This window comes from Actinophytocola xanthii (assembly GCF_001921205.1).
In the GTDB taxonomy this organism is placed as follows: Bacteria; Actinomycetota; Actinomycetes; order Mycobacteriales; family Pseudonocardiaceae; genus Actinophytocola; species Actinophytocola xanthii.
The window spans coordinates 1-24,848 of the sequence record NZ_MSIE01000026.1 but is presented as its reverse complement, the minus strand read 5'-3'; the positions used below and the strand labels follow the sequence as shown (position 1 = coordinate 24,848).

The window sequence follows — 24,848 nt, the reverse complement described above, 5'->3', positions numbered from 1 at the left end:
CCCTCGCCGCATACTGCGAACGAATTAACGACTCACGACACTAGCACTTGCTTCAGTACTGCACGCGCCATATCCTGGCGCTGCAGAGCGTTCCTACGCTGAATCACCTGATGCGCAAAACTTAAGGGGTCTACCAGCGCCTTATGAAGCGGCTCATACCTGCTGACAGCGAAAAGACCATGACCCGTCAGGTGTACGTTCTGATAATCCACGACTAGCACAGCCCGCAAGTCGTTCACGGATACTCTCCAAATAAAAAAGCCCCACCAGTCCCGGAGGACGGTGGGGAACTAGGGTTCCAGCATGACATGGCACGACGCCGAGTGCAAGTGACGTTCGTCCTATTCGCTCTTTCGATTGTACACCCCCTTCCGAACGAGTATCCGCAGGTCAAGCGCATGACGTCACTTCCTGTCGCATGATCAAGCTCACGTAGCGTTATTAACTCGTTGCCGAACTCAGCTGTATGGGATCAAGGCGCGCCGCCGGTGGCGGCGCGCTCGGCCCGTCACGCTGGCAACGTGGACCGCATCCATCGCGGCACGGCCGGCTTCCGCTCCGCTCACGCCGGCCGGCCAGCGCGGCGCGGCCCAGGGCAGACGTGGGGCAGCGCCACCACCGGCGGCGCGCATGATCGCTCCCATAGCCCGTGGCATCGCTTCATCGAGCGGCTTCGTGTCGCACGGAGCCAGGGCATCCCCCGAACGGGTTACTTCGCGCTACGCGTACAGGTCCCCGGAACTGGGCCACCGGCCGCCACGGGTCGTCGTCGATGGACGTGTTGTTGACGTACAGGCCCACGCCTCGAATCCAGATGGTGCGAGGGTCCTGTTCGATGGTGGCGAGGTCGGTGTCGGTCAGCTTGAGCGGCGATCCCAGCTCGCCACGGCCCACCTTGAGCCCCTCGGCCTTGATCCGCTGGACGGCCTCTTTGCGGCTGGATGCGACGACGGCAACCTGCCCCACGGCGCAGACACCGAACGGGTTCGGGACCTTGAAGGCGTAGGCAGTCACAACCGCTTCCTAGCGACGGCCGCGGGGCAGCTCGTCCGCCTCGGAAGCGATGCTCACTCCGTCGCCGGGAGCGATGGCGAAGAAGAGCGGGGGCCACGGGCGCTCACCGGCTGGACGGACGGAAGGACGGAGTTCAGCCAGCACCCGCCGTACCTGGTCCTCGGACATGTCCTGGACCAGGCGCATCAGCTCGTCGCGCTCGGCGCTCACGGAGTCCACGCTAGCAAGCCGGCCCCTCATCGCCCGGTGATCGTCTAACACCGGGACGCCGGCATCAAGAGCGCTGCGCGTCGCTGGCGCGATGGAGCTTCGCTCCACTCTTGACACCGACCTCCCGGTGCTACGGATCGGCAGGGGCGAGGGAACGGCGGGGTGTAGGGGCCGTCCAGCCGATCGAGGGAAGGCCACCGGCCGAGAGACCGGCTAGGCTCGGGAGAGGTCGCCGCAGTTCAGCGGCCTGCGATGGCCACACGCGGGGTGGCCCGGTACCCGGGGTTTCGTGCCCCCCGCGTGCCCCTTCTCCCGGCCAACAGCGGTCAAACGGCGTCCGTCACGGGGCAATGGGCCGGAGAAACCGCAGGTCAGGGCGTTGGCCGGTCGAGCCACGGATCGGCGGCTGATCTTCCAAGCTGGTCATGCGGGTTCGATTCCCGTCACCCGCTCCAGTCTTCCCCCGCAGGTCAGCAGCCTGTTGCTCCGACCGCGGGGACATTCCGCCAGCTCAGGGTTCGGGTCCTGCTTCTCCGCTTGCCCTCCGCTCCGCCGTGCCTCCTTCTCGGCCTTCCGAACCATCTCCTCGGCAAACAGCCCAGTGCCCGCACATCGCCAGTCCGCGAGGCCACGCTGACGGCAGGGCCATGCCGACCGGGGTCACCGAGAGCACGACACCGGCCGGATCAAGTACCCGATCGGGTCACGACAGCGGCGCGCGCCGCAGCGCTCGGTCATTCTGGCTGATGCCGGCACTGCTCGATCAGGCGCTGCCAACGCGTCGTCCCGTGCGGCAGGGCTGGATGAGACCGGGGGTGCGTGCCAATGAGCGACCAACCGATGTCCCGCCGGACGATGATGCGCCGTGCGGCGGTGACGGGCGTCGGGCTCGGGGCGGTAGGGGTGAGCGGGAGCGACGCAGCGGTAGCGCCGCCGGCGGCGGCCAACCGGTCGATGATCGGCGTTCCGTTCCGGGCCACCCGCCGCCCCCGCTTCGGGATCATCGGTCTCGGCAACCGCGGCGGGAGCATGCTGCCGCTGCTGCTCGCCGTCCCCGGCGCGCGGGTGACCGCCCTGCGCGACGTCCGCGCCGACCTCGCCTGGCGCGCGGCGCGCCTGGTCACCGACGCCGGGCAGGCGTCGCCGGCCGTGTACACCGCCGGCTACGAGGACTACCGGAACCTCTGCGTCCGCGACGATGTCGACTTCGTCTACGTCGCGACCCCCCTGGGAGTGGCACGCCGCGATGGCGCTGGCGGCGATGGGCGGGTGGCGAGCACGTCAGCGTCGAGTGTCCGATCGGGCTCACCCTCACCGCCCTCTGGGACCTCGTCGACACCTCCGAGCGCACGCGCCGACACTGCCTCCAGCTGGAGAACTGCTGCTACGACCGCAACGAGATGCGCGTGCTGCGCATTGCACACGTCGGGCAGCACTTCTCCCCGACCTTCTACAAGAACCAGTGGCGCCGCCGCTTCCACACCCGCTGCAACGGCGACCTCTACCCCACCCACGGCCTCGGGCCGGTCGCCGCGTACCTGGACCTGCACCGGGGCGACAGGTTCCTCCGGATGACGGCGATGAGCACACCCGCGCTCGGGCTCGCCGAGTACCGCCCTCCTGGCGACCCCACCTTCGCCGAGCGCTACGTCAAGGGCGACGTGACGATACGCCTGCTGCAGACGGCGAAAGGCCGGGTGATCCATCTCGCCCACGTCGTGTCCAACCCGCACCCGTACACCCGGCGCAACCACCTGGCCGACACGAACGGCGCGGGTCTTCCTCGAACCCGGCATGAGCGGCCACCGGTGGGGCTCGTTCGACGACTACGCCGCCCACGACCGCTGTGGACCGACGTCGGGCCCGGCGGGCACGGCGGCATGGACCACATCATGCTCTGGCGCCTGGTGCAGTGCCTGCGCCTCGGTCTGCCGCCGGACATCGACGTGTACGACGCCGCCGCGCGGAGCGCCCCGCTGCCGCTGAGCGTGCTGTCGGTCGCCGGGCGGGGCGCCTCGGTGTCCTTTCCGGACTTCACCCGCGGCCGCTGGCAGAGCCCGCATCCTGGCACCGACTCGGAGAAGCCGGCCTAGCTACCACTTCCTCGACGCAGAACGGAACGAGAACGAGGGGGTCGCCACACGGTGTGCCGCTGCGACGCCACCAAGAAACGTCCCCGGAGACCAGCGGCGACAGGCCGGGCCACGCCGCTACCTGCCCGCGGCGTGGCCCGGCCTTCACAACAGTGCTCGACCTCAGCCGATCTCGTACGCCCGGACGACGGTCGCCGCGACCGTGTTGGCGTCGGTGTCGGTCGCCCGGTAACGCAACGACACGAAGCCGTCCGTCGGGTTGTCGACCTGGGCCTGCCAGCGGTCGCCTGCGCGGGTCACCGGCGCCTGCCGCCAGGTCTCACCGTCGTCCGTGGAGTACTCCAGAGCGACCGTGCTGATCGTCGCCCGGCCGTCCTGCCTGCTGACGGTGAGCGGGATGGCCACCTGGCCGGACGGCGCTCGGTTCGTGATGTCGACCGGCGGTTCGGCGCGAACCGACAGCAGCGGCAGTGGGCGGTTGAACGGCCCCTGCTGGAAACCGGACCGGAAGGTCCACTCCCCGCTGACCTTCGTGGCCAACGGCCACCACGGCTGGTCTCTGGTCACGTCGGCCACGAGTCGGTATTGGTGCGTGCGCTGGCCTACCCAGAACGTTCCGCGGCCGGCCAGTTGCTGCGAACCGAGCAGCTTGCCGTCCTGGTAGAGCGCGGTCGACCCAGAGCTCGTCTCTTCCAGCTCCGGCGCCGAGGCATGGCCGTCGGCGTCGGTGAAGAACGGCACGGTGATGTCCATCATGTCCTCGCGCCGGAAGGCCCACGGGCTGTTACCGACCAGCGGGTTGTACGTCCTTCCGTTGAAACCCGGGCTGAACGCCGCGCGCTCCCACGACAGCTGTGTCTCACTTCCCGCCGTCATCGTGATCCGTGTCCCGCGCCCGTCGTGATCGTTGTGGACGCTGAGATTCCAGGTGCCGGGCGTGAAATGCTCCACCCGTTCTCGCCCAGGGGTGACCGGGGTGGTGCCCCCCAGTCCGACCGGCTCGCCAGTGCCGACGTAGGACGCCCGCACCTGCAGAATCGTGTTCTCCGCCTGCCCGTAGTAGCGGGTCCGCACGGTCGCGAGGTCCTCGGTACGCACGGTGCGGGTGACGTCGGTCGGGATGGCGCCGTCACTGGGGAAGGCCAGCTCGTAGCGTTCCCTCTCGGGTTCCCGGGAGGTCCAGGTCACCTCCCCTCCGTTATCGGCCACTGCCTGGAACCGGTCGACGAAGGCGGGGTGGACGACGAGCACCGGAAAGCCTCCGCGCCCGCGGCCCGTGCCGGGCGACGCATCGACGATCGCCGCCGAGGCAGCCCCGGAGGCGGCCACGTTGGCGATCCGCTGGTCGATGTCGTCCTCCTTGCCCACGCGAATGAGGACCATCTTTTCTGTCGTGTCCACACCGGACAAGTCCTCGGGGGTGCCGCGCCCGCCGTCCACGACCTGCTCCCGGCGGGTGCCGTACGAGGGTCGGCTGGATCCCCAGTTCAACCCGATTTCGGCGCGCGGCGTGGCCTCGGTGAACATCTCCACGGCCGGTTCCTCCAGCCGATAGGTGTCGTGGTAATGGAATGCCGGGGACGTCACGCCGGGCGGCGAGTAGACGTACCTTTGGGTGAACCTCGGCTCCCCTAGGTAAATAGTGCCGGCCCTGTCGACGCCACCGGGCTTCTCCACGACCAGAAGGGTCTCCCACAGCCCGGACCGCACGTCCGGCCGGTCCACGGCGATCGACACCCGCCGCGCCTGCCGCGCGTCGAACTCGATCGCGGTGTCCTGTGTCAGCTCCACCAACGGCTGGGCCAGCACGACCTCCTCACCGGAATCGCCGGTGAATGCCACCCAGACCGAGTACCTGCCCCGGGGAAGTCGAACCGTGCCACCTGAGGTCGGCCACCTCCTCTCGACGGTGTCCTGTTCCACCACATCGAGGAGGTAGTCCGTCGTCGGCTTCCCGTTCCGGTCGAGCACCGAGATGTCGAGGTCGTAGGTCTCACCCTCGTCCTGAACGGACACCGGTGTCCTGGTGGACCGGCCGTCCGCCGCGGTCGCGGTGAGCACACCGGCGTACTGGCCGGGCTGTCCGGACCGCGGGGTCGTCGTGATCGTCACCGACGCACTCTCCCCCGGCGCGATGGTCAGCTCGTTCGTCGACAGCGTGGCCAGGCCGGCCGGCGCTCCCGCGAGATCCAGCTCGAGGGACAGCGTGCTCGCGTCGGTACCGGTGTTCTGGTAAGTGACCACGTTCTGCTGGGGTTCGATGTTCGGCCATTTCAGGTTGGCGCTCACGACCGAGGGCGACACCCGCAGGGTCGAGGAGATGGCGTTCGCGATGTCGACTCGGCCGGCGCCGACCTCGTACTCGCCGGCGTCGATGTCGGCAGCCGTGGACACCAGCGCGGACTTGAGCTGTTCGCCGGTCCAGTCCGGGTGCTGCTCGGCGAGGATGGCGGCGGCGCCTGCCACGTGCGGGGACGCCATCGACGTGCCGGAATGACTCACGTGGGTCCCGTGTGCCTCCGCGGCGACGATGTCGCTGCCGGGCGCCGCGATCTCCGGCTTCATCGCGGCATCCACCGGCCGTGGACCCCGGGTGGAGAACTCCGAGACCGCGTCGGACTTGGTCGTGCTGGCGACCGTCAGCGCCGCGTCCGCCACGGCGGGACCGCTCATCCTGCCGTCGGTGCTGGCGTTGCCGGCCGAGACGACGAACAGGGTGCCGTAGGTGGCGGAGAGCTCGTTCACGGCCTGGGAGACCGGGTCGGTGCCGTCGCTCGCGAAGTTTCCGCCGAGGCTCATGTTGACCACCTTGGCCCGCTGATCAGCTGCCGCCCAGCGCATCCCGGCGATGATGTCGTCCAACTGACCGGAACCGTTGTCGCCGAGCACCTTGCCGATCGCGAGCTTCGCACCCGGCGCGACACCACGGTACGTGCTGTCAACGCTGGCCACGGTCGACGCCACGTGCGTGCCGTGGCCGTGCTGGTCATCGGTGTCCGGGCTGTCCGAGAAGTTCTTCGCCACCGCGACCTTCCCGGCCAGGTCCGGGTGCTCGGCGTCGACCCCGGAGTCCAGCACGGCGACCGTGACACCCTCGCCGGTGAGCCCGGCCTGCCACGCCGCCGGTGCACCGATCTGCGGCACGCTGACGTCCAGGGACGCGGAGAGCTTGGCATTGAGCCAGATCTTGCCGCCGGTCTCGGTCAGCTGCCGCCAGGACTGGGTTTTCTTCGGCGCCCGCACCGACGCCAGGCCGAGCGGATCGAGCTTGCGCTCGGCCCGCAGACCCGCCGTCTTCTCGACGAGCAACGGCGTCGCGTCGGTGTGTGCGTCGTCGTAGTTCTGCCGCAGCAGACCAGTGATGTTGAACAGCTCGAGGTCGAGCTGTCCGCTGGCCACCAACGGCTCGGCGTCGCCCGGGATCACGTACTGGTCGCCGTTGCGGGTCATCGTCGCGTACCGCACGGAGTGTTCGCGCGACGCCGGAGTGATGGCGAGGTCCGCGGTGACGACGTCCCCGGTGATCAACGTGACCTGCCTGCCGACAGGATCGGCCGTGGGGGGCGGCGGCGCCGCCGCCGCTGGCGGCGAGGCCGCGAAGACCGAGCCGGCCAGCAAGGTCAGCACGCAGGCTGACACGCGTATACGCACGTAAGCGTCCTTTCGTGGATGGATCCGGACCTTTCGTCCGGTCAGAACCTCAGGCGCACGTCGGTGGCGACGGCGGTCAACAGGTCCTGGCTCACGGGGAGCCCGTTCTGCCCCGGCTCGAGCGTCGCCGTGCAGTCGACCAGGACGACCACGCCGTCGGCCCGCAGGTGCACCACGGTCACGCCCAGCGCACTGGCGCCCTCCGCGAAGCGGTACACCCGCAGGTGTGAGCCGTCCGGCTGCGGGGTGTCGCTGACCAGGTCGTCCCGGCGACCGATCGCCGGGTCGCCGGCGAGGTCGAGCTCGTCCTCGCCGTGGTCGATGTGGACCGTCACTTCCACGTTCGGCGTACCGGCCAGCCGGTACGTACCGACGACCCCGCGCCGCCCCCGGAGGACCACGAGCCCGGCACGCGGCTCGTCGAACACCAGCCCCGGCATTCGGTCGGCCAGCACAGTGGGAATGACCCGCTCGAGGTTCTCGGTCACGGTGTCCGACCCCAGGAAGGACTCCACGGCGGGCGGACTGGCTCCCACCGGCATCTGACCTGCGCCGGGAGTGCCGATCGAGGCGAACACCGCCGCCACGACCAACGTCACGCCGCCCGCCGTCAGGGCGACCGCGCGCCGGCGCCTGCCCCGCTGGGCCGCCTCGGTCACCAGCTCGTCCGGATCGAAGCCGAGCGGCGGCTCGTCGCTCACCGCCTCCCGCATCCGCTCCGCGATCCGCTCCTCGATCATGAGAACCCACTCCTCGACGCCGTTTCGGCCACCTCGTTCCAGACGGCCTTCATCGCGGCCAGACCGCGTGCGGTCTGGCTCTTGACAGTTCCTTCGGAGCACCCGAGCGCCTCCGCCGCCTCTCCGACGGTGAGCGACTCGAAGTAGCGCAGGACGATCACCGCTCGCTGCCTCGGCGGTATCGCGGACAACGCCTCGAACAACTGGCCGCGCAGATCCTGTCGCTGCTGGGCCAGTGCCGGGTCGGCCACGGCGTCGGCACCGTCGGGCACCAGTCCGTCCCGTCGCTCGGCACGGCGCCACGGACGGCGCTGCTCGTCCAGCCAGCAGCGGAGCAGGGTCCTGCGTGCGTACTGGACCGGCCGGTCGGTCCCCACCACCCGAGGCCACGCCCGGTGCAGCTTGATCAACGTGGTCTGCACCAGGTCCTCGGCCAGATACCAGTCGCCGCAGAGCAGGAACGCGCTGCGGCGCATGGCCATCGCGTGGCTCCGGGCGAACTCACGGAACCGGTCCTCGTCAGCCTTCCGCACGCGCACTCCCTTCGCACCGCGATTACTTACGGACCCGGCGGACGATGGGTTGCAGGAGCGACCAGGGGTCTGCCGCACGAGTGGCGGATGTCGTCGGTGAAGCGAGCGGTGCTACGGGCGCGAGGGGCAACGGCGGGACACGAGCCGGCCATCCGATCGAGGGAACGTCACCGGCGACAGTGGTTGGAGCAGTTAGTGTCGGGGGCGTCGCCGCAGTTCAGCGGCCTGGCACTGACCGCACGCGGGGTGGCGCGGTACCCGGGGTTTCGTGCCCCCCGCGTGCTCCTGCCGGCGGTCGGCAGCGACGCCATCGGCTGGCCGCTGTCGGGAGAGCGAGCTGCGGTTCGCGGACGATCCGGGCAGCTGTTTCGTGTCGGCCGCGGTGAGAGCGTCAAAGCTCGCTCACGGTTCTGAGCGGGAGGTCGCCCGCGCGGTGACCGCCATCGTGGCGGCGGCCAGAATGGCGGCGACGACCGCCCCGGCGGTGTTCATAGCCCAGTCGTTGGTGTCGCAGGCCCGGCCAATGGCGGGGATCAGTGCCTGCACAGTCTCGATGGCGGCGGAGAACACCGCGGCGACCACCAGCGTCGGCAGCGGTCGGCGGGTGCTCAGCGCGCCGAAGTACACCGGCGGGACGAACAAGGCCACGTTCGCCAACAACTCCACGCTGCCCACGGTGGGCGCCGAGAACTGGATCACGCAGGCCACGCTCTCGACCCGAGACCGGGTCGGCACCAGGGTCAGGGCGAGGACCGGCAGCACGGACAGCGCCACGAGCACCCACAGGACGCGCACCGCGAACCTGCGCGAACGGAGAACCACACACCCCACACCGACACACAGGACGACTGCCAGGACCAACACCACCGGGACGAGTGCCGAGTTGTCCAGCAGGAAGTTCGTGATCATCGGACCGCCGATCCTACGAGCGGCCAACTCACGCCCGGGTCCACACGTCCAGTTGGTCGTGAACGAGGTGACTGTTCGGCCTGCTGTCCTGGATGATGCCGCGGCCGTGCTGCGTGTGCACGTTCGCGCGCGCACCAGCTATTACCAGGGCTATCTCGACGACCACGAGTTGGCGGCGCAGAACCGGCGCCATGTCGCCGACTACGAGCGCATGATTCTCTCGCCGGCGCGGACCGTTCGGTGCGCCGAGCTCGGCGACGAGCTCGTCGGGTTCGTGGTGGTCGGCACCCCCTACTTCCCGGATCCGGACCCGTCGGTGGACAGTGAGCTCTACCAGCTCCACGTCGATCCGGAGCGGCACCGCGTGGGGGTCGGCAGCAACCTGCACTCGTCCGCGCTGGACGTGTGGCGGGACGGAACCTCGGTGGCTCGGCTCTGGGTGTGGGAGTTCAACGAGCGGGCCCGCGCCTTCTACGAGCGGCACGGGTGGGAGGCTGACGGCGGCTGCCGACCGGACGATCCGCGGGTCGGGCGGTACCGGATGCTGGGGTACCTGCTGAACGTGGGAACACCAGGGCGAGAACCGACAAGGACGGGGAGCGAGTGAGTACGGCTTTCACCCATCGGTTACGGGTTCGCTACAGCGAGTGCGACCAGCAGGGCGTCGTCTTCAACGGGCAGTACCTCTACTTCTACGACGTCGCGCTGACGGAGTTGTGGCGGGAGCGGGTCGGGGGCTACCAGGAGATGATCGACCAGGGGGTCGACCTGGTCGTCGCCGAGGCGCGGATTCGCTTCGTGCGCGGGGCCAGGTTCGACGAGCTGCTCGACATCACCATGGACGTCACCCACCTGGGCAACACCAGCATGGTGGTGCGGCCGGTGTTCCAGGTGGACGACCAACTCGTCGCCGACGGGGAGGTCCGGCACGTGTTCGTCGACGCGAGCACGCTGGCCAAGACACCGATGCCGGACGACGTCCGGGCGGCACTGTCCGCTTAGGTCGTGCGACGCCGGTACTCGAGCTGCAGGACAGGCCGACGGTCGCCGTAGTCGTGCTCGCGCCGCCGGCCGGTCTCCTCGAAGCCGAGCGCCTCGTAGCAACGGCGCACGTGGTTGGTCCCACCCAGCGTCCACACCCGCAGGTGGCGGAAACCGGCCTCGGCCAGCGACTCCCTGGCCGCGTCCACCAGCATCGGGGCGACGCCGCGGCCGCCCACCGTCGGGTGCACGGACAGCTCGAAGATCTCCCCCTCCCGGAGTCCCGCGCCGTGCGGGCCGAAGTGGACGAACGCGCCCACCTTGCGGTCCCGCTCCGCCAAGAGCACCGTGTCCCGCCCCCAGCGGCCGGCGCTGACCGTCGACGTCCACGTCCGGCGCTGGCGGTCCACGAGGAGGTCCAGCCACCGGCCCTCGAACAGGTCCCGGTGGGCGGCGCGCCACGCCTCCGCGTGCATCTCGCCGACCGCCTCCGCGTCGACGGTCGTGACCTCGCGTACCAGCAGCGGGACGTTCACTCGCACGAGTGACAGCTTAACGGAACGTCACCACACGATGAGCGACATGGTGGGTTTGCCCGCTTCCTCGCCGGCTACCCGGCGGCCAAGGATGCGCCGGAACTCTCGACTCTCCGCGCCCGTTGACTGTTCGAGCCGGTCAGGACACCGGCACGTGGGAGGGGAGCACCCAATGGTCACCCTGATCGTGGTCGTCGTGTTGTTACTCGTCGTCGTCGGGGTGGGGTTGTCGTTCGCGCGGAACCAGGCCAACGCCCGGCAGCAGCGCCTCGAGGACGCGAAGGCGGAGGCCCGGCGCTGGGTGGAGCGGCTCGGCGGCCAGGTGATGAACCTCACCGGCACCAACGAGGCCTCCAGTCAGGCGCTCGCGGACGCCGCCGAGCGGTACACCGCGGCCGGCTCCCAGATGGAGCAGGCCAACACCGCCGAACAGTCCCGCCTCGTCACCAAGACCGCGATGGAAGGGCTCTACTACGTCCGTGCCGCGCGCACGGCCATGGGCATCGACCCCGGCCCGGAGCTGCCGGCCGACCCCGACCAGGAGCGCGCGGGCAAGGTCACCGAGGACCGTCGGGTCTCCGTGGAGGGCCACGAGTACCAGGCCTCGCCCCAGCCGGGGAGCCACACGCCGCACTACTACCCAGGCGGACGCGTCGCCGGGCGGCCGGTCCCCCAGGGTTGGTACAGCGAGCCCTGGTGGAAGCCCGCTCTGGTCGCCGGCGCGTGGGGCTTCGGCTCGATGCTGCTGTTCAGTGCGATGTTCTCCGGCATGTACGGCATCCCGGACGCGGCCGCCTGGGAGCAGGGCTACGACGCCGGCCAGCAGGAGGCCATGGAGTCCGGTGACGCGGGCGACGGCGGCGACGGCGGCGGCGGGGACATGGGCGACGGGGGCGGCGACTACGGCGGGGGCGACTACGGCGGCGGCGGAGACTTCGGCGGTGGGGGAGACTTCGGCGGCGGCGACTTCGGCTTCTGAGCCGCGCCGGGACGCGGTGAGAACGGAGGGCTGGCGAGCCTCCGGTCGAGGAGGGCCAGGCGCGGGGAGCGGTACGCCGTCGGGCGGAGGAGCGGTGAGCGCGCTGGGTCCTCCGCGCCGGGCTCACCCGCTCGCCCGGGCCAGCTCCGCTCGCTGAGCACGGACGAACTCCGCGTCCACCGGATCGCCGTGACCAGGCACGACGACCTCCGGCGACAGGGCAAGCAGCACGTCCAGCGCAGCCGGCCACTGCCCGGGATCCGCGTCCGGACCGACCGACGGCGGGGCGCCCTGCTCGACCAGGTCCCCGGCGAACGCCACGGCGGCGTCCGGGACGTGCACGAGCACGTCGTGGTCGGTGTGCGCTCGGCCCGGATGGATCAGCTCGACGACGCGGCCGCCCAGGTCCAGCGTCGCCCGGTCGGCGAACACCTCGGTCGGCAGTACCACCCGGGCCGCGGCCAAGCGGCGCGCCAGCTCCGCCTCCCCCTCGCGCTCGTAGCGGGTCACCCAGTCGTGGCGATGGTCCGGGTCGAGCATGGCCGGACGACACCCCGAGTGCGCCCACACCGGACACGGCGTGAACGCGGCGGTCCCGCAGAAGTGGTCGAAGTGGGCATGGGTGATCACCACCGTCCACGGGAGCGGGGTCACGGCTCGCACGGCCGCCGCCCACTCGGCCCCGTGCACTTCGTCGGTCCCGGTGTCGACGACCAGACAGCTCTCCTGCCCCACGACCAGACCCAGTGTCTGATCCAGCCGTTCGTGGCGGCGCGCCAGGACACCAGGAGCGACCTCCGTCCAGCGCACGGTCACGCCGCGTCCGCCAGCACCCCGCCGGTCAGCAGCGGGACGACCGTGCTCACGTCCACCTGGGTCGCCAGCGTGACATCGCCCGGCAGCCCCGCCTCGATGAGTTCGCGGCCCGACACCGAACCCGCCACCAGCGCCGGCACCTCGTCGCGCGCCGCGCGGAAGGTCAGCGCGGCGAGCGCCGCCTCGGGCGAGGGGTCGTCGGCCCGCGTCGCGGCGGCGATCGCGCCGGCACCGAGCCATTCCTCGATCGCCGGGCGCAGCCTCTTGTCCTCTGTGTCCCGCCACCGCTCCCCCGCCGGCACGATGCCGACCGGTCGCCCGCCCGCCAACTCCGCGGCGGCCGCGGCCACCGCGGAGGCGTTGCGCAGGCACCCGGCGAGCACCGTCGCGCCGGTCTCCGCCGCGGCGGCGCAGAGGGTCGCGCCGTTGAGCGAGGTGATGCCGAGGAAGGCGCCCGGCGGCAGCGAGAGGAGCGAGGACGGGCGCAGCGTCCAGCCTGGTCGACTGTCCGCACCGAGGCGCGCGCTGTTCATGCCGACCAGCCCGGTGGGGGTGAGCGTGGCACCGGCCTCCTCGGCGGCGCGGGCCGCGCGCTCGTCGTGCCAGCGCAGCGGGAGCACCCGCCCGCCCCGGCCGAGGGCGATGTCCACCGAGGTGGTGAACACGAGGACGTCCACGACGACCAGCACGGCACACTCCCCGCCCAGCGCGCTGACGCCGTCCAGACCCCACTCGAGGCGCAGGTCGTACCCGCCCTGGTTGTAGACCGTCACCGGGCCGATCCTGCCAGAACTGGCAGAATGCCAGGCCGTGCGTGTTTACCTGGGATCTGACCACGCGGGCTTCGAGCTGAAGACGCATCTCGTCGACCACCTCAAGGCCGCCGGCCACGACGTGGTCGACGTCGGCCCCGCCACCTACGACGCCGACGACGACTACCCCCCGTTCTGCATCGAGGCCGCCCGCCGCGTGGTGGCCGACCCCGGCAGCCTGGGGGTGGTGATCGGCGGCTCCGGCAACGGCGAGCAGATCGCCGCCAACAAGGTCACCGGGTGCCGCGCGGCGCTCGGCTACGACGTCCAGACCGCCACGCTGGCCCGCCAGCACAACGACGCCCAGGTGGTCGGCATCGGCGCCCGGATGCACAGCCCCGCCGAGGCGGCGGAGATCGTCACCGCCTTCCTCGACACCCCGTTCTCCGGCGACGAGCGGCACGCCCGACGCATCCGGATGCTGTCGGACTACGAGCGCACCGGCGAGCCGCCGGCGTTGCCGAGCTGACGTGCCCGAGGGCCACACGCTGCACCGACTGGCGCGGCGTCACCAGAAGCTGTTCGGGGGCCGCCCGGTGGCGGTCTCCAGCCCGCAGGGGCGGTTCGCGCCCGAGGCGTCCGTGGTGGACGGTCGGGTGCTCAAGCGGGCCGAGGCCTACGGCAAGCACCTGTTCCACGTCTACGCCCCGGACGCCATCGTGCACGTCCACCTCGGTTTGATCGGGGTCTTCAACGAACAGCCCCGCCCGGAGGCGCCCCCGCGCGGTGCCGTACGGATGCGGATGGTGGGCGAGACCCACGTCGCCGACCTCAACGGGCCCAACCGGTGCCGGCTGGTGAACGCAGCCGAGCGGTCCGCCCTGCTCGCCGAGCTCGGCCCGGACCCGCTGCGCCGCGACGCCGACCCCGACCGCGCGTGGCAACGCCTGTCCCGCTCGCGACAGAGCGTGGCCCAGCTGCTGATGGACCAGCGCGTGCTCGCGGGCGTGGGCAACGTCTACCGCGCCGAGGTGCTGTTCCGGCACAACCTCGACCCGATGACGCCGGGCCGGGAGCTGGACCGGGCACTGTGGCTGGCCATGTGGACCGACCTGGTCGCGCTCATGCGCACCGGTGTCCGCCGCGGGCGGATCGACACCGTCCGCGACGAGCACCTGCCCCGGACGATGGGCCGCGCGCCGCGCCAGGACAGGCACGGCGGCGAGGTGTACGTGTACCGGCGCACCGGGCAGCCCTGCCTGGTGTGCGGAACGCCGGTCGCGACGGCCGAGCTGGCCGGGCGCAACCTCTACTGGTGCCCGACCTGCCAGGCCTGATCCCGGCCCCTCAGCGCTGGATGGACTTGAGCTCGGTGAACTCCTCGAGCCCGTAGCGGCCGAACTCCCGGCCGTTGCCGGACTGCTTGAAGCCGCCGAACGGAGCCCTCGTGTTGAACATCCCGCCGTTCACGTCGACCTGCCCGGCACGCAGCCGGCCGGCTATCGCGAACGCGCGGTCCACGTCGCCCCCGAACACGCCGGCCGCGAGGCCGTACTGGGTCCCGTTGGCGATCCGCACCGCGTCGGCCTCGTCGGCGTAGGGCAGCACGCACAGCACCGGACCGAAGATCTCCTCCTGCGCGATCGTCATGTCCTCGCGGACGCCGGCGAAAACCGTCGGCCGGACGAAATAGCCGGGCCCCTCCACCGGCTCGGGCCCACCGTGCGCGAGCGTGGCGCCTTCCTCGACACCCTTTCGGATGAAGTCCACCACCCGGTCGCGCTGCGCCGCCGACACCGACGGACCGATCCGGGTGCTTTCCTGGGTCGGGTCGCCCGGCTGGTACTTCGACGCCGCCGCCACAGCCGCCTGCACCGCCTCGTCGTGGCGGTCGGCAGGGACCAGCAGGCGGGTCAGGGCACTGCAGGCCTGGCCGTTGTTCATGAAGCAGTTGGCAACCGTGATCTTCACCGCGCGCACCAGGTCGGCGTCGTCGAGCACCACCGAGGCCGACTTGCCGCCCAGCTCGAGCGCCACCCGCTTCACCGTCTCCGCGCCCACGGCGGCCACCCGCCGGCCGGCGCGGGTGGAGCCGGTGAACGAGACCATGTCCACCAGCGGGTGCGCGGCCAGCGCCTCCCCGACCACCGGACCGGTGCCGTGCACCAGGTTGAACACCCCGGCCGGCAGCCCCGCCTCGTCGACGATCGACGCGAGCAGGCCCGCGGTCAGCGGCGCGACCTCGCTGGGCTTGAGCACCACGGTGCACCCGGCCGCCAGTGCCGGGGTCACCTTGGCCACCATCTGCTGGAGCGGGAAGTTCCACGGGGTGATCGCGGCGACGACACCGACCGGCTCGCGCACGACCGTCGAGTTGCCGACCGTGACCGGGTCGAGCGCGCCGGCCTCGATCTCCTCCAGCACCCCCGCGCTGATCCCGACCGGGTTGGTGACCTGAACCTTGCTGGCGAACGTGATCGGGGTGCCGACCTCCGCGGTGATCGTCGCCGCCAGCTCGTCGGCTCGGGCGCGCAGGCCGTCGTTGATGCGGCGGACGGCCGCGACCCGGTCGGCCAGGGGTGTGGCCGCCCAGTCCGGGAACGCGGCCGCCGCGGCCCGCACGGCGGCGTCGGCGTCGGCCGCGGTACCGGCCGGCACCGACGCGATGACCTCCTCCGTCGCCGGGTTCACCACGTCGATCCGCTCCGCGCCCTCGGTGTCGGCGAAGGCGCCGCCGATGTAGTGCGCGGTACGAGCCTGGGTCGGGGCGGCCATGGGTCCTCCATCGACTGTGACACTGGGAGCCTTGTCGGCCTCCAGCCTGTCACATCTACGGAGGTCAGTCGAAGGAGAGATCCCCGGTCCGGGTGCGCTTCAGCTCGAAGAAGTCGGGGTAGCTCGCCAGCGCGGCCGCGCCGTCGAACACCTTCAGCGCATCCTCCCCGCGCGGGATCGACGAGAGCACCGGTCCGAAGAACGCGACGCCGTCGATGTGGATGGTGGGCGTGCCGACGTCCATGCCGACCGGGTCCATGCCCTCGTGGTGGCTCTTGCGCAGTGCCTCGTCGTGGTCGCCGGTGTGGGCGGCCTCGGCCAGCTGCGCGGGCAGGCCCACCTCGGCCAACGCCTCCTTGATCACCACGTCCAGGTCGTTGTTGCCCTGGTTGTGGATGCGGGTGCCCATCGCCGTGTAGAGGTCGCGCAGCACCTCCTCGCCGTGGGCGGCGGCCGCGGCGATGGCGACCCGGACCGGTCCCCACCCGTTGTCCAGCATCTTCCGGTATTCCTCGGGCAGGTCGCGGCCCTCGTTGAGCACCGAGAGGCTCATCACCCGGAAGCGGAGGTCGATGTCGCGCTGCTTCTCCACCTCGAGGATCCACCGCGAGGAGATCCAGGCGAAGGGGCACAGCGGATCGAAGTAGAAGTCCACCTTGGTCTTGCTGGCTGAGGTCATATCGGCCATAACCTCGGGCACCGCGAAGTTTCTTCCCGCAATCTCACCCGTCTGGCGGGCGACAGGCGCCGCGGGAGTGCTTGGATGCGAACGAACGCGATTGTCAGTACCAACCCGGCTTGAGGTGACCTGTGGCTCCGCCCAACCTGACCCGAGACGACGCACAACGGCGCGCGGCGCTGCTGGACGTGCGCTCGTATGACATCGAGCTGGACCTGACCGACGGTCACGGCCAGCCGGGCGAGGGCACGTTCTCCTCGACCACCACCGTCACCTTCGCCAGCCGCGAGGCGGGGGCGGACTCCTGGGTGGACCTGGTCGCCGAGTCGGTGGCCGCCGCGGAGCTCAACGGGATCGCGCTGGACGTCTCCGGCTACCGCGAGGACGTCGGCCTGGCCCTGCCCGGGCTCGCCGAGACGAACACCCTCACCGTGCGCGCCACCTGCCGGTACATGAACACCGGCGAGGGCCTGCACCGGTTCGTCGACCCGGTGGACAAGGGCGTGTACCTGTACACCCAGTTCGAGACGGCCGACGCGAAGCGCATGTTCACCTGCTTCGACCAGCCGGACCTCAAGGCCACCTACCGGCTGACGGTCATCGCGCCCGAGTCGTGGAAGGTGATCTCCTGCGCCCCGGCCGAGTCCGTCGAGCCGTTTGGCACCGACGGCGCGGTGCGGCACGTGTTCGAGACCACCAAGCGGATGTCCACCTACGTGGTGGCCCTGGTCGCCGGCCCGTACGCCGAGTGGCGCGACGAGTACCGCGACGAGCACGCGACGATCCCGCTGGGGTTGTACTGCCGGGCCTCGCTCGCCGAGCACATGGACGCCGAGCGGCTGTTCACCGAGACCAAGCAGGGCTTCGACTTCTACCACCGCAGCTTCCGCGTCCCCTACCCGTTCGGCAAGTACGACCAGTGCTTCGTGCCGGAGTTCAACGCCGGGGCGATGGAGAACGCCGGCTGCGTGACCTTCCTCGAGGACTACGTCTTCCGCAGCCGGGTCACCCGGTACGCCTACGAGCGGCGCTGCGAGACCGTGCTGCACGAGATGGCGCACATGTGGTTCGGCGATCTGGTGACCATGCGCTGGTGGGACGACCTGTGGCTCAACGAGTCGTTCGCCACCTTCGCCAGCGTGCTCGCCCAGGCCGGTGCGACCGAGTACGAGCACGCCTGGACCAGCTTCGCCAACATCGAGAAGTCCTGGGCCTACCGACAGGACCAGCTGCCCTCCACCCACCCGGTCGCCGCCGACATCCCCGACCTGCAGGCGGTCGAGGTCAACTTCGACGGGATCACCTACGCCAAGGGCGCCAGCGTGCTCAAGCAGCTGGTCGCCTACGTGGGCGAGGACAACTTCCTGGCCGGCCTGCGGGTGTACTTCGCCAAGCACGCCTGGAGCAACGCGACGCTCGCGGACCTGCTGTCGGCGCTGGAGGAGGCCTCCGGGCGGGACCTGTCCTGGTGGAGCGCGCAGTGGCTGGAGACGACCGGTCTCAACGCGCTGCGACCGCGGTTCGAGCTGGACGACACGGGCGCCTTCACCTCGTTCGCCATCGAGCAGGGCGGGGCCAAGCCCGGCGCCGGCGAGCTGCGCACCCACCGGGTCGCGGTCGGCGTCTACGACGACGTGGACGGCAAGCTCGTGCGCACGCACCGCGCGGAGATCGACGTCGACGGCGAGCGCACCGAGGTGCCGGAGCTGACCGGCGTGTCCCGTGGCCGGCTGGTGCTGGTCAACGACGACGACCTGAGCTACTGCACAATGGTCCTCGACCCGGACTCGCTGGCCACGCTGGTCGAGCGGATCGGCGACATCACCGAGCCCCTGCCCCGGACGCTGTGCTGGTCCGCGGCCTGGGAGATGACCCGCGAGGCGGAGCTGCGGGCGCGGGACTTCGTCACGCTGGTGTGCCGGGGGCTGCCCGCCGAGACCGAGGTCGGCGTCGTGCAGCGGCTGCTGCTGCAGGCGCAGACCGCCATCGGCGCCTACGCCGACCCGTCCTGGGCGCCCCAGGGCTGGCGGACCTTCACCGACCGCCTGCTGGAGCTGGCCTCCAGCGTCGAGCCCGGCTCGGACCACCAGCTGGCGCTGGTGAACGCGCTGACCGGTTCGGTGCTCGCCGAGGACCAGCAGGCGACGCTGCGCGGCTGGCTGGACGGCTCGGCGCCGCTGCCTGGTCTGACCGTGGACACGGACCTGCGGTGGCGGCTGCTGCACGCGCTGGTCGCCCACGGCGCGGCCACCGAGCGGGAGATCGACGAGGCGCTGACCGCGGACTCGACGGCCACCGGCAACCGGCAGGCCGAGCGGGCCCGTGCGCTGCGGCCGACCGAGGAGGGCAAGGCCGAGGCCTGGCGCCGCGCCGTGCACGACGACGAGCTGCCGAACGCGATCAACGAGGCGATCATCGCCGGCTTCTCCCACCCGGCTCAAAAGGAACTGCTGACGCCGTACGTGTCGCGGTACTTCGCCGACGTCGCCGACGTGTGGCAGCGGCGGTCCAGCGAACGCGCCCAGCCGACCGCGACCGGACTGTTCCCGTCGTGGGAGGTCACCCAGGAGACGGTCGCGGCCGCCGATGCCTGGCTCGCCGACGAGACCCACCCGCCGGCCCTGCGCCGGTTGGTCTCGGAGGGCCGGGCGGGCGTGGTGCGCTCGTTGCGGGCGCGGGAGTTCGACCGGGGCTGAGGCCGGCTCGCGCGGCTGGTCTGTTCGCTACGGACAGGCCGGCCGCGGGCCGCCTGCCTCACCGGACAGGCCGGTAGCACGGCGGCTACCGCTACCGGACAGGCCGGCCGCGGGCCGCCTGCCTCACCGGACGGACCGGCCGCACGGCGGCTACCGCTGCCGGACAGGCCGGTAGCGGGGCGGCTACCGCTGCCGGACAGACCGGCCGCACGGCGGCTACCGCTAGCGGACAGGCCGGCCGCGGCGCTCCTCGGCGGTGCGGGCCGGCGAGGAGCCGGCCTGGTCGCTGAGCATGCGCAGACCGCTCACCAGGCCACCGACGAGGTCGCCCTCCTTGAACGAGGCGACCATGCTCATCACGGCCAGGTTGCAGGCGCGATCGGGAAGCCGACGGGTCGACTCGGCGCCGGTGACGATCTCGACCCGGCGCTGCCCCGCGGAGACCGCGAGCAGCACGGCGGCCGCGGGGTCGTCGCCGGCGGCCGAGTGGAGCTCCTCGGCGGTCGCCCGGGGGTCCTCGCCGAGGTCGCCCAGATAGATGCTGAAGCCGAGCCCGGTCGCGCGGGCCGAGAGCGTCAGCGCCTCGTCCAGGCGGGCCAGCTGCACGGAGTTGAACGGGATCTCCGACACCGTCGGCGAGTACTCGCGCGCCACCGAGATCCGGCCGCTGGCCGTGACGACCGCGCCGTACCCGTGCTCGACGTCCTCGTCGAGGACCTCACCCGGGGTGCCCGAGCTCCGCACCACCTCACCAGCTGCCACGAGCGCCTCCCTTGGCCGTGCGCTTCGAACCCTTGCCGGCGCCGGTGGGCGCCGCGGACGCGCGGTCGCCGACCCCTGCCGGGTTCGCGGTCCACCACACGGGCGGGTACTCCCAGGGCTGCCCCGGTCGGTACCTCGGGTTGTTGCGCGCGAACTTGCCGCGCAGTGTCAGGAGGGCGACCAGGCCGTAGATGGCCAGCGGGATCACCGCATAGACGAGGATGGTCTGCACGACGTTCACGCGCGACAGCGTACCGACCAGCGCTGACGAGCGGGCAACGGGCAAGCGCGGTGGCGTCGCTCACGTGCGGTGACCACTGCTAGCCCTCCCGGTAGCGGCGCTGGGCCATCCGACACGGGTCCCGCCCCCGGCGTTCGGCCCAGGCGAGCGCGGCGAACGGCCGCATGTCCCGATCGAGCCGGCATCGTCACCGCCCAGGGCTTGTCCGTTACAGTCACAGCTCCTACTTTTCACCTGTACGGCCCCTTGCGCGCCCCCTCATCCGCACTCTCCACGCGTTGAACACCGAGGAGTTCCCGCCATGACCACGTACGCCCCCAGCGCTCCCGAGACGATCTTCACTCGTTCGGTTGAATCCGAACTCGTTGACGCCTGCGGCACCAGGGTCACTCGAGGGACCCGCGTCACCGCGGGGACCCGGGTCACCCGCGGCACCAGGGTCACCAGGGGGACGCGGGTCACCGCCGGCACCCGGGTGACGCGCGGCACCAGGGTCACCCGAGGCACGCGGGTCACGGCCGGTACGCGGGTCACCCGCGGCACCCGGGTCACGGCGTAGCCCGAGTCTCAGGCGGCGGGTTCCCCGAGGTAGGGCAGCCACTGCGGGTCGGCGTCCACGACGCCGGCCAACAGCCGCCAGTGCACCCCGCGGGGCGCTCTCGGCACCACACGCAGCCGCCACCCCAGCTCCGACAGCAGCTTGTCGGCCTTGCGGTGGTTGCACTTCACGCAGCAAGCGACGCAGTTCTGCCAGGTGTGCTCACCGCCGCGGCTGCGCGGGATGACGTGGTCGATCGTCTCCGCCCGGGCACCGCAGTAGGCACACCGGTACCTGTCCCGGTGCATGAGCCCGGCCCTGGTGAGCGGCACCCGCGCGCGGTACGGCACGCGGACGTAGGTGCTCAGCCGGATGACCGAGGGCACCTCGACGGCGTCGCTCGCGGAGTGCAGCACCAGGCCGCTCGAGTCGCCGTGCACCACCTCGGCCTTGCCGCACACAAGCAGAACGACCGCGCGCCGCAGGGGGAGCGCGGTCAATGGCTCGAACGTGGTGTTGAGCAGCAGCACCCGTCGTCGCCCCCAGGTGGGCGGGCCGTGGGTCTGGTCTGGGGCACCGATATCCGACGCTGCGGAATTCGGACGCGTCGTGGTCCGCGGCGCCAGCCCTCGGGCTGCGCCGATCGGGGTCGGATGTCGGTCGGGCACGCGACCACCTCCACCAGTGCGGCAGCCATAGCAGACCACAGATCACCCCCGTTACGCACGTGTGGGTCATAACGTGTCCGGCTTCACCTCACAAAGATCTGGTGAACGCCGCCCTCGGGGGCGCCACTATCGTCCCTCCGGTGAGCGTTCCCGACCCCATCGCGCTACAGCCGCCGCCCTGTGAACCGAGCGACAGCTGGTGCCGGACCGTTCTCGAGGTCACCAACAACCAGTGGCTGGCCACTTCGGCGGACTGGCTGCTCGCCACCCCGATCACGATCCTGCTGATCCTGGTTGTCGCGTTCGTCCTGCGGCTGCTCGTCCACCGTCTGATCGATCGCCTGACCCGGGACAACAACGGGGGCAAGATCCCGGCACTGCTGCGGCCGCTGCGGGAGCGGGCGCCCCAGGCACTCGGCCAGCTGTTGAGCGAGCGGCGAGCGCAGCGGGCGCGGACCATCGGCTCGGTGTTCAAGTCGATCACGTCGGTGATCGTCTACGGGCTCGCGTTCATGATGGTGCTCGCCGAGCTCGGCGTGAACCTGGCGCCGGTGCTGGCCTCGGCCGGCATCCTCGGCGTGGCGATCGGGTTCGGCGCGCAGAACCTCGTCCGGGACTTCCTGTCCGGGGTGTTCATGATGTTGGAGGACCAGTACGGCGTCGGCGACGTCGTCGACGTTGGGGAGGCCAGCGGCACTGTCGAGGCTGTCGGCCTGCGGATCACCACCCTTCGCGATGTCAACGGGACCGTCTGGTACGTCCGCAACGGCGAGATCCTCCGGGTGGGCAACAAGAGCCAGGGCTTCGCGGTCGCCGTGGTCGACGTGCCGATCGCCTACGGCTCCGACGTGGGGCAGGCCACCGACATCCTCGGCGAGGTCGCCACCGCGGCCACCGAGCAGGAGCCGCTCTCCGAGGACGTGCTCGAACCGCCCGAGGTGCTGGGCGTGGAGCGGGTGAGCGCCGCCGAGGGCATCATGCTGCGCCTCACCGTCAAGGTCCGGCCCGGCCGGCAGTGGTCGGCGCAGCGCACCCTGCGGGCCAAGGTGATGGAGGCGTTCGAGGACGGGGGCATCCGCGGCCCGGTGGCGATGGGCTTCCCCCCGCCCGAGCAGTGAGCGGGAATGGGAGGATGGACGGCGTGGCGACACCGGAGACTGGAGCCGAGCAGACCGCGAACTTCTACGAGGCCGTCGGCGGTGCGGACGTCTTCCATCGCATCATCGCCCGGTTCTACGAGGAGGTCGCACGCGACGAGGTGCTCCGCCCGCTGTACCCGGAGGAGGACCTCGGGCCGGCGGAGGAGCGGCTCCGGCTGTTCCTGAGCCAGTACTGGGGCGGCCCGCACACCTACTCCGAGCAGCGGGGACACCCCCGGCTGCGGATGCGGCACGCCCCGTTCTCGATCGGACCGATCGAGCGCGACGCCTGGCTGCGCTGCATGCGCACGGCGGTGGACGAGGCCGGGCTGTCCGAGGCCCACCGCCGGCAGCTGTGGAACTACCTGGAGATGGCCGCCAACAGCCTGATGAACAGTTGGACGTGACCGGCTATCCCCGGACACCGGATGTTGGCCCTGTCTTCGCCCCGGCGACGGATGGCAGGATGACCGATCGTGCGTAGAGCAGGAGAGAGCGGGCAGGAGGGCCCGGACACCACCGCCGACGGCGACTGGTGGCGGGGGGCGATCTTCTACCAGGTTTACGTGCGCTCGTTCGCGGACTCGGACGGCGACGGCGTCGGCGACCTGGAGGGGATCCGGGCCCGGCTGGGCTACCTGGAGCTGCTCGGCGTCGACGCGCTATGGCTCACGCCGTTCTTCCGCTCACCGATGGCAGACCACGGCTACGACGTGGCCGACCCGCGGGACGTCGACCCGCTGTTCGGCGACCTCGACGCGTTCGACCGGCTGGTCGAAGAGGCACACCAGCACGGCATGCGGGTGACCATCGACGTGGTGCCCAACCACACCAGCGACCAGCACCCCTGGTTCGTCGAGGCGCTGGCGGGCGCCCCGTACGGACCGGAGCGCGAGCGCTACATCTTCCGCGACGGGCAGGGCGAGGACCCGCCGAACAACTGGCTGAGCGTCTTCGGCGGCCCGGCGTGGACGCGGGTGCCGGACGGGCAGTGGTACCTGCACCTGTTCGACCCCAGGCAGCCCGACCTGAACTGGGCGAACGCCGAGGTGCACGAGGACCTCGCCCGGACGCTGCGGTTCTGGCTCGACCGCGGTGTGGACGGATTCCGGGTGGACGTGGCACACGGCATGGCCAAGCCCGCCGGCCTGCCCGACATGGACCCGCGGTCGGCCGCGGTCTGGGGCTCCTCGGAGTACTACGACCCCCGCTTCGACGACGACGGTGTGCACGACATCCACCGCATGATCCGCAAGGTGCTGGACGGCTACCCGAACGCGATGGCCGTCGGCGAGGTCTGGGTGACCGACACCGAGCGCCTGGCGCGGTACCTGCGCCCGGACGAGCTGCACCTGGGCTTCAACTTCCGGCTGGTGCTCGCCGAGTTCGACGCGGCCGAGGTGCGCGGGGCGATCGAGGAGTCGATGGCCGCCGCCGAGCTGGCCAGCGTGGCGCCGACCTGGACGCTGTCCAACCACGACGTCTGGCGCCAGGTCAGCCGGTACGGCGGCGGGGAGCTGGGCACCCGCCGGGCACGGGCGATGGCGCTGGTGGAGCTGGCGCTGCCCGGGGTCGTGTTCCTCTACAACGGCGAGGAGCTCGGCCTGCCGAACGTGGACCTGCCGGACTGGGCGCTGCAGGATCCGAAGTGGACCCGCTCCGGGCACACCGAGCGGGGGCGGGACCTGTGCCGGGTGCCGTTGCCGTGGGAGAGCGACACGCCGCCGTTCGGCTTCTCGCCGGGCGAGCGGACGTGGCTGCCGATGCCGCCGGAGTGGGCCGCGCTGACCGTGGAGCGCCAGCTGGAGGACGCCGACTCGACGCTGTCGCTGTACCGGCAGGCGCTGGAGTTGCGCAAGACCCACGAGGCCTTCGCCGGGGAGAAGCTCGAGTGGTACGGGGCCCCGGAGGGCTGCTTCGCCTACCGGCGCAAGGGCGGCGGGCTCATCTGCGCGTTGAACACCTCGGCGAGTGCGGTGCCGCTGCCGCCGGGTGAGGTCCTGCTGTCCAGCGCCCCGCTGGAGGACGGCTACCTGCCGCCGGACACCGCCGCCTGGCTCGTCTGAGCCGGGCCGCTGCTCAGAGGGCACTGCTCAGAGGGCACTGCTCAGAGGGCACTGCTCAGAGGGCACTGCT

Annotated in this window: 24 protein-coding genes and 1 pseudogene; 11 read left to right on the top strand and 14 right to left on the bottom strand. The window is 71.1% G+C overall.

What is annotated here, in order from left to right; genetic code table 11:
• Positions 1-660: 660 nt before the first annotated feature.
• Together BU204_RS15375 and BU204_RS15370 are read right to left on the bottom strand one after the other, a co-directional pair.
• On the bottom strand, positions 661-1,014 hold the full coding sequence (locus BU204_RS15375) for a hypothetical protein (RefSeq protein WP_075126357.1): 354 nt from the start codon (positions 1,012-1,014) through the stop codon (positions 661-663).
• A 9-nt stretch (positions 1,015-1,023) separates the two neighbouring features.
• The gene (locus BU204_RS15370; RefSeq protein WP_075126363.1) at positions 1,024-1,224 is read right to left on the bottom strand and encodes a hypothetical protein; all 201 of its coding nucleotides are present in this window, start codon (positions 1,222-1,224) and stop codon (positions 1,024-1,026) included.
• 825 nt (positions 1,225-2,049) lie between these two features.
• Here BU204_RS15370 and BU204_RS15365 point away from each other — a divergent pair.
• Positions 2,050-3,317, top strand: a pseudogene (locus tag BU204_RS15365) (Gfo/Idh/MocA family protein).
• Positions 3,318-3,479: 162 nt separating this feature from the next.
• On the opposite strand, the gene BU204_RS15360 reads toward BU204_RS15365, so the two are convergent.
• The 4 genes from BU204_RS15360 to BU204_RS15345 all read right to left on the bottom strand — a co-directional run bounded on the left by BU204_RS15360 (position 3,480) and on the right by BU204_RS15345 (position 9,150).
• Complete coding sequence (locus BU204_RS15360) at positions 3,480-6,968, bottom strand: S8 family peptidase (protein ID WP_143229525.1); 3,489 nt, start codon at positions 6,966-6,968, stop codon at positions 3,480-3,482.
• 41 nt (positions 6,969-7,009) lie between these two features.
• Entirely contained in the window at positions 7,010-7,708 is a 699-nt protein-coding gene (locus tag BU204_RS15355) for a hypothetical protein (RefSeq protein WP_075126355.1), read from the bottom strand.
• Entirely contained in the window at positions 7,705-8,241 is a 537-nt protein-coding gene (locus tag BU204_RS15350) for an RNA polymerase sigma factor (RefSeq protein WP_075126354.1), read from the bottom strand. Before BU204_RS15350 ends, BU204_RS15355 begins: the two co-directional genes overlap by 4 nt.
• A gap of 402 nt (positions 8,242-8,643) precedes the next feature.
• Entirely contained in the window at positions 8,644-9,150 is a 507-nt protein-coding gene (locus tag BU204_RS15345) for a VanZ family protein (RefSeq protein WP_075126353.1), read from the bottom strand.
• A gap of 106 nt (positions 9,151-9,256) precedes the next feature.
• Between BU204_RS15345 and BU204_RS15340 the strand changes: the two genes are divergently transcribed.
• Both BU204_RS15340 and BU204_RS15335 read left to right on the top strand, forming a co-directional pair.
• Positions 9,257-9,757 carry a GNAT family N-acetyltransferase gene (locus BU204_RS15340; RefSeq protein ID WP_075126352.1) on the top strand — a complete coding sequence of 167 codons (501 nt, stop codon included), beginning with the start codon at positions 9,257-9,259 and terminating at the stop codon, positions 9,755-9,757.
• Positions 9,754-10,152, top strand: coding sequence for an acyl-CoA thioesterase (locus BU204_RS15335; protein ID WP_075126351.1), 399 nt, complete (start codon positions 9,754-9,756; stop codon positions 10,150-10,152). Before BU204_RS15340 ends, BU204_RS15335 begins: the two co-directional genes overlap by 4 nt.
• Here the strand turns inward: BU204_RS15335 and BU204_RS15330 are convergent.
• Positions 10,149-10,673 (bottom strand): GNAT family N-acetyltransferase, encoded by a 525-nt coding sequence (locus tag BU204_RS15330; protein WP_143229524.1) that lies wholly within the window; start codon positions 10,671-10,673, stop codon positions 10,149-10,151. The two genes, BU204_RS15335 and BU204_RS15330, sit on opposite strands and share 4 nt — an antisense overlap.
• A gap of 166 nt (positions 10,674-10,839) precedes the next feature.
• On the opposite strand from BU204_RS15330, the gene BU204_RS40750 reads away from it, so the two are divergent.
• Positions 10,840-11,646: a hypothetical protein gene (locus tag BU204_RS40750; RefSeq protein WP_075126350.1), complete on the top strand. Its 807-nt coding sequence runs from the start codon at positions 10,840-10,842 to the stop codon at positions 11,644-11,646.
• 123 nt (positions 11,647-11,769) lie between these two features.
• Here BU204_RS40750 and BU204_RS15320 read toward each other — a convergent pair whose 3' ends face one another.
• Both BU204_RS15320 and BU204_RS15315 read right to left on the bottom strand, forming a co-directional pair.
• Positions 11,770-12,462: an MBL fold metallo-hydrolase gene (locus BU204_RS15320; RefSeq protein ID WP_233160345.1), complete on the bottom strand. Its 693-nt coding sequence runs from the start codon at positions 12,460-12,462 to the stop codon at positions 11,770-11,772.
• Positions 12,459-13,235, bottom strand: a complete 777-nt coding sequence (locus BU204_RS15315; RefSeq protein ID WP_075126349.1) for a 2-phosphosulfolactate phosphatase — start codon at positions 13,233-13,235, stop codon at positions 12,459-12,461. Before BU204_RS15315 ends, BU204_RS15320 begins: the two co-directional genes overlap by 4 nt.
• 37 nt (positions 13,236-13,272) lie before the next feature.
• On the opposite strand from BU204_RS15315, the gene BU204_RS15310 reads away from it, so the two are divergent.
• Together BU204_RS15310 and BU204_RS15305 are read left to right on the top strand one after the other, a co-directional pair.
• On the top strand, positions 13,273-13,743 hold the full coding sequence (locus tag BU204_RS15310) for a ribose-5-phosphate isomerase (protein WP_198942884.1): 471 nt from the start codon (positions 13,273-13,275) through the stop codon (positions 13,741-13,743).
• Position 13,744: 1 nt separating this feature from the next.
• Positions 13,745-14,551 carry an Fpg/Nei family DNA glycosylase gene (locus BU204_RS15305; RefSeq protein WP_075126347.1) on the top strand — a complete coding sequence of 269 codons (807 nt, stop codon included), beginning with the start codon at positions 13,745-13,747 and terminating at the stop codon, positions 14,549-14,551.
• A 10-nt stretch (positions 14,552-14,561) separates the two neighbouring features.
• Here the strand turns inward: BU204_RS15305 and BU204_RS15300 are convergent, their stop codons facing one another.
• Entirely contained in the window at positions 14,562-15,989 is a 1,428-nt protein-coding gene (locus BU204_RS15300) for an aldehyde dehydrogenase family protein (protein ID WP_075126346.1), read from the bottom strand.
• A gap of 64 nt (positions 15,990-16,053) precedes the next feature.
• Positions 16,054-16,668 (bottom strand): mycothiol-dependent nitroreductase Rv2466c family protein, encoded by a 615-nt coding sequence (locus BU204_RS15295; RefSeq protein ID WP_075126345.1) that lies wholly within the window; start codon positions 16,666-16,668, stop codon positions 16,054-16,056.
• 131 nt (positions 16,669-16,799) lie between these two features.
• Between BU204_RS15295 and pepN the strand changes: the two genes are divergently transcribed.
• The gene (pepN, locus tag BU204_RS15290) at positions 16,800-19,364 is read left to right on the top strand and encodes an aminopeptidase N (RefSeq protein ID WP_075126344.1); all 2,565 of its coding nucleotides are present in this window, start codon (positions 16,800-16,802) and stop codon (positions 19,362-19,364) included.
• Positions 19,365-19,586: 222 nt separating this feature from the next.
• Here pepN and BU204_RS15285 read toward each other — a convergent pair whose 3' ends face one another.
• The gene (locus BU204_RS15285) at positions 19,587-20,126 is read right to left on the bottom strand and encodes a DUF5130 family protein (RefSeq protein ID WP_075126343.1); all 540 of its coding nucleotides are present in this window, start codon (positions 20,124-20,126) and stop codon (positions 19,587-19,589) included.
• The gene (gene ctaJ / locus BU204_RS15280; protein WP_075126342.1) at positions 20,113-20,367 is read right to left on the bottom strand and encodes an aa3-type cytochrome oxidase subunit CtaJ; all 255 of its coding nucleotides are present in this window, start codon (positions 20,365-20,367) and stop codon (positions 20,113-20,115) included. The genes BU204_RS15285 and ctaJ overlap by 14 nt, the downstream gene beginning before the upstream one ends.
• A gap of 301 nt (positions 20,368-20,668) precedes the next feature.
• Here ctaJ and BU204_RS15275 point away from each other — a divergent pair, with 301 nt between their 5' ends.
• The gene (locus tag BU204_RS15275; RefSeq protein WP_198942883.1) at positions 20,669-20,926 is read left to right on the top strand and encodes a hypothetical protein; all 258 of its coding nucleotides are present in this window, start codon (positions 20,669-20,671) and stop codon (positions 20,924-20,926) included.
• Positions 20,927-20,934: 8 nt separating this feature from the next.
• Here BU204_RS15275 and BU204_RS15270 read toward each other — a convergent pair whose 3' ends face one another.
• On the bottom strand, positions 20,935-21,573 hold the full coding sequence (locus tag BU204_RS15270; RefSeq protein ID WP_083661340.1) for an HNH endonuclease: 639 nt from the start codon (positions 21,571-21,573) through the stop codon (positions 20,935-20,937).
• A 140-nt stretch (positions 21,574-21,713) separates the two neighbouring features.
• Here BU204_RS15270 and BU204_RS15265 point away from each other — a divergent pair, with 140 nt between their 5' ends.
• From BU204_RS15265 to BU204_RS15255, 3 genes are all read left to right on the top strand, one after another.
• On the top strand, positions 21,714-22,691 hold the full coding sequence (locus BU204_RS15265) for a mechanosensitive ion channel family protein (protein ID WP_233160344.1): 978 nt from the start codon (positions 21,714-21,716) through the stop codon (positions 22,689-22,691).
• 14 nt (positions 22,692-22,705) lie between these two features.
• Positions 22,706-23,119 carry a globin gene (locus BU204_RS15260; protein WP_075126341.1) on the top strand — a complete coding sequence of 138 codons (414 nt, stop codon included), beginning with the start codon at positions 22,706-22,708 and terminating at the stop codon, positions 23,117-23,119.
• Between the two features lie 69 nt (positions 23,120-23,188).
• Positions 23,189-24,778 (top strand): glycoside hydrolase family 13 protein, encoded by a 1,590-nt coding sequence (locus BU204_RS15255; RefSeq protein ID WP_075126340.1) that lies wholly within the window; start codon positions 23,189-23,191, stop codon positions 24,776-24,778.
• Positions 24,779-24,848: the final 70 nt, after the last annotated feature.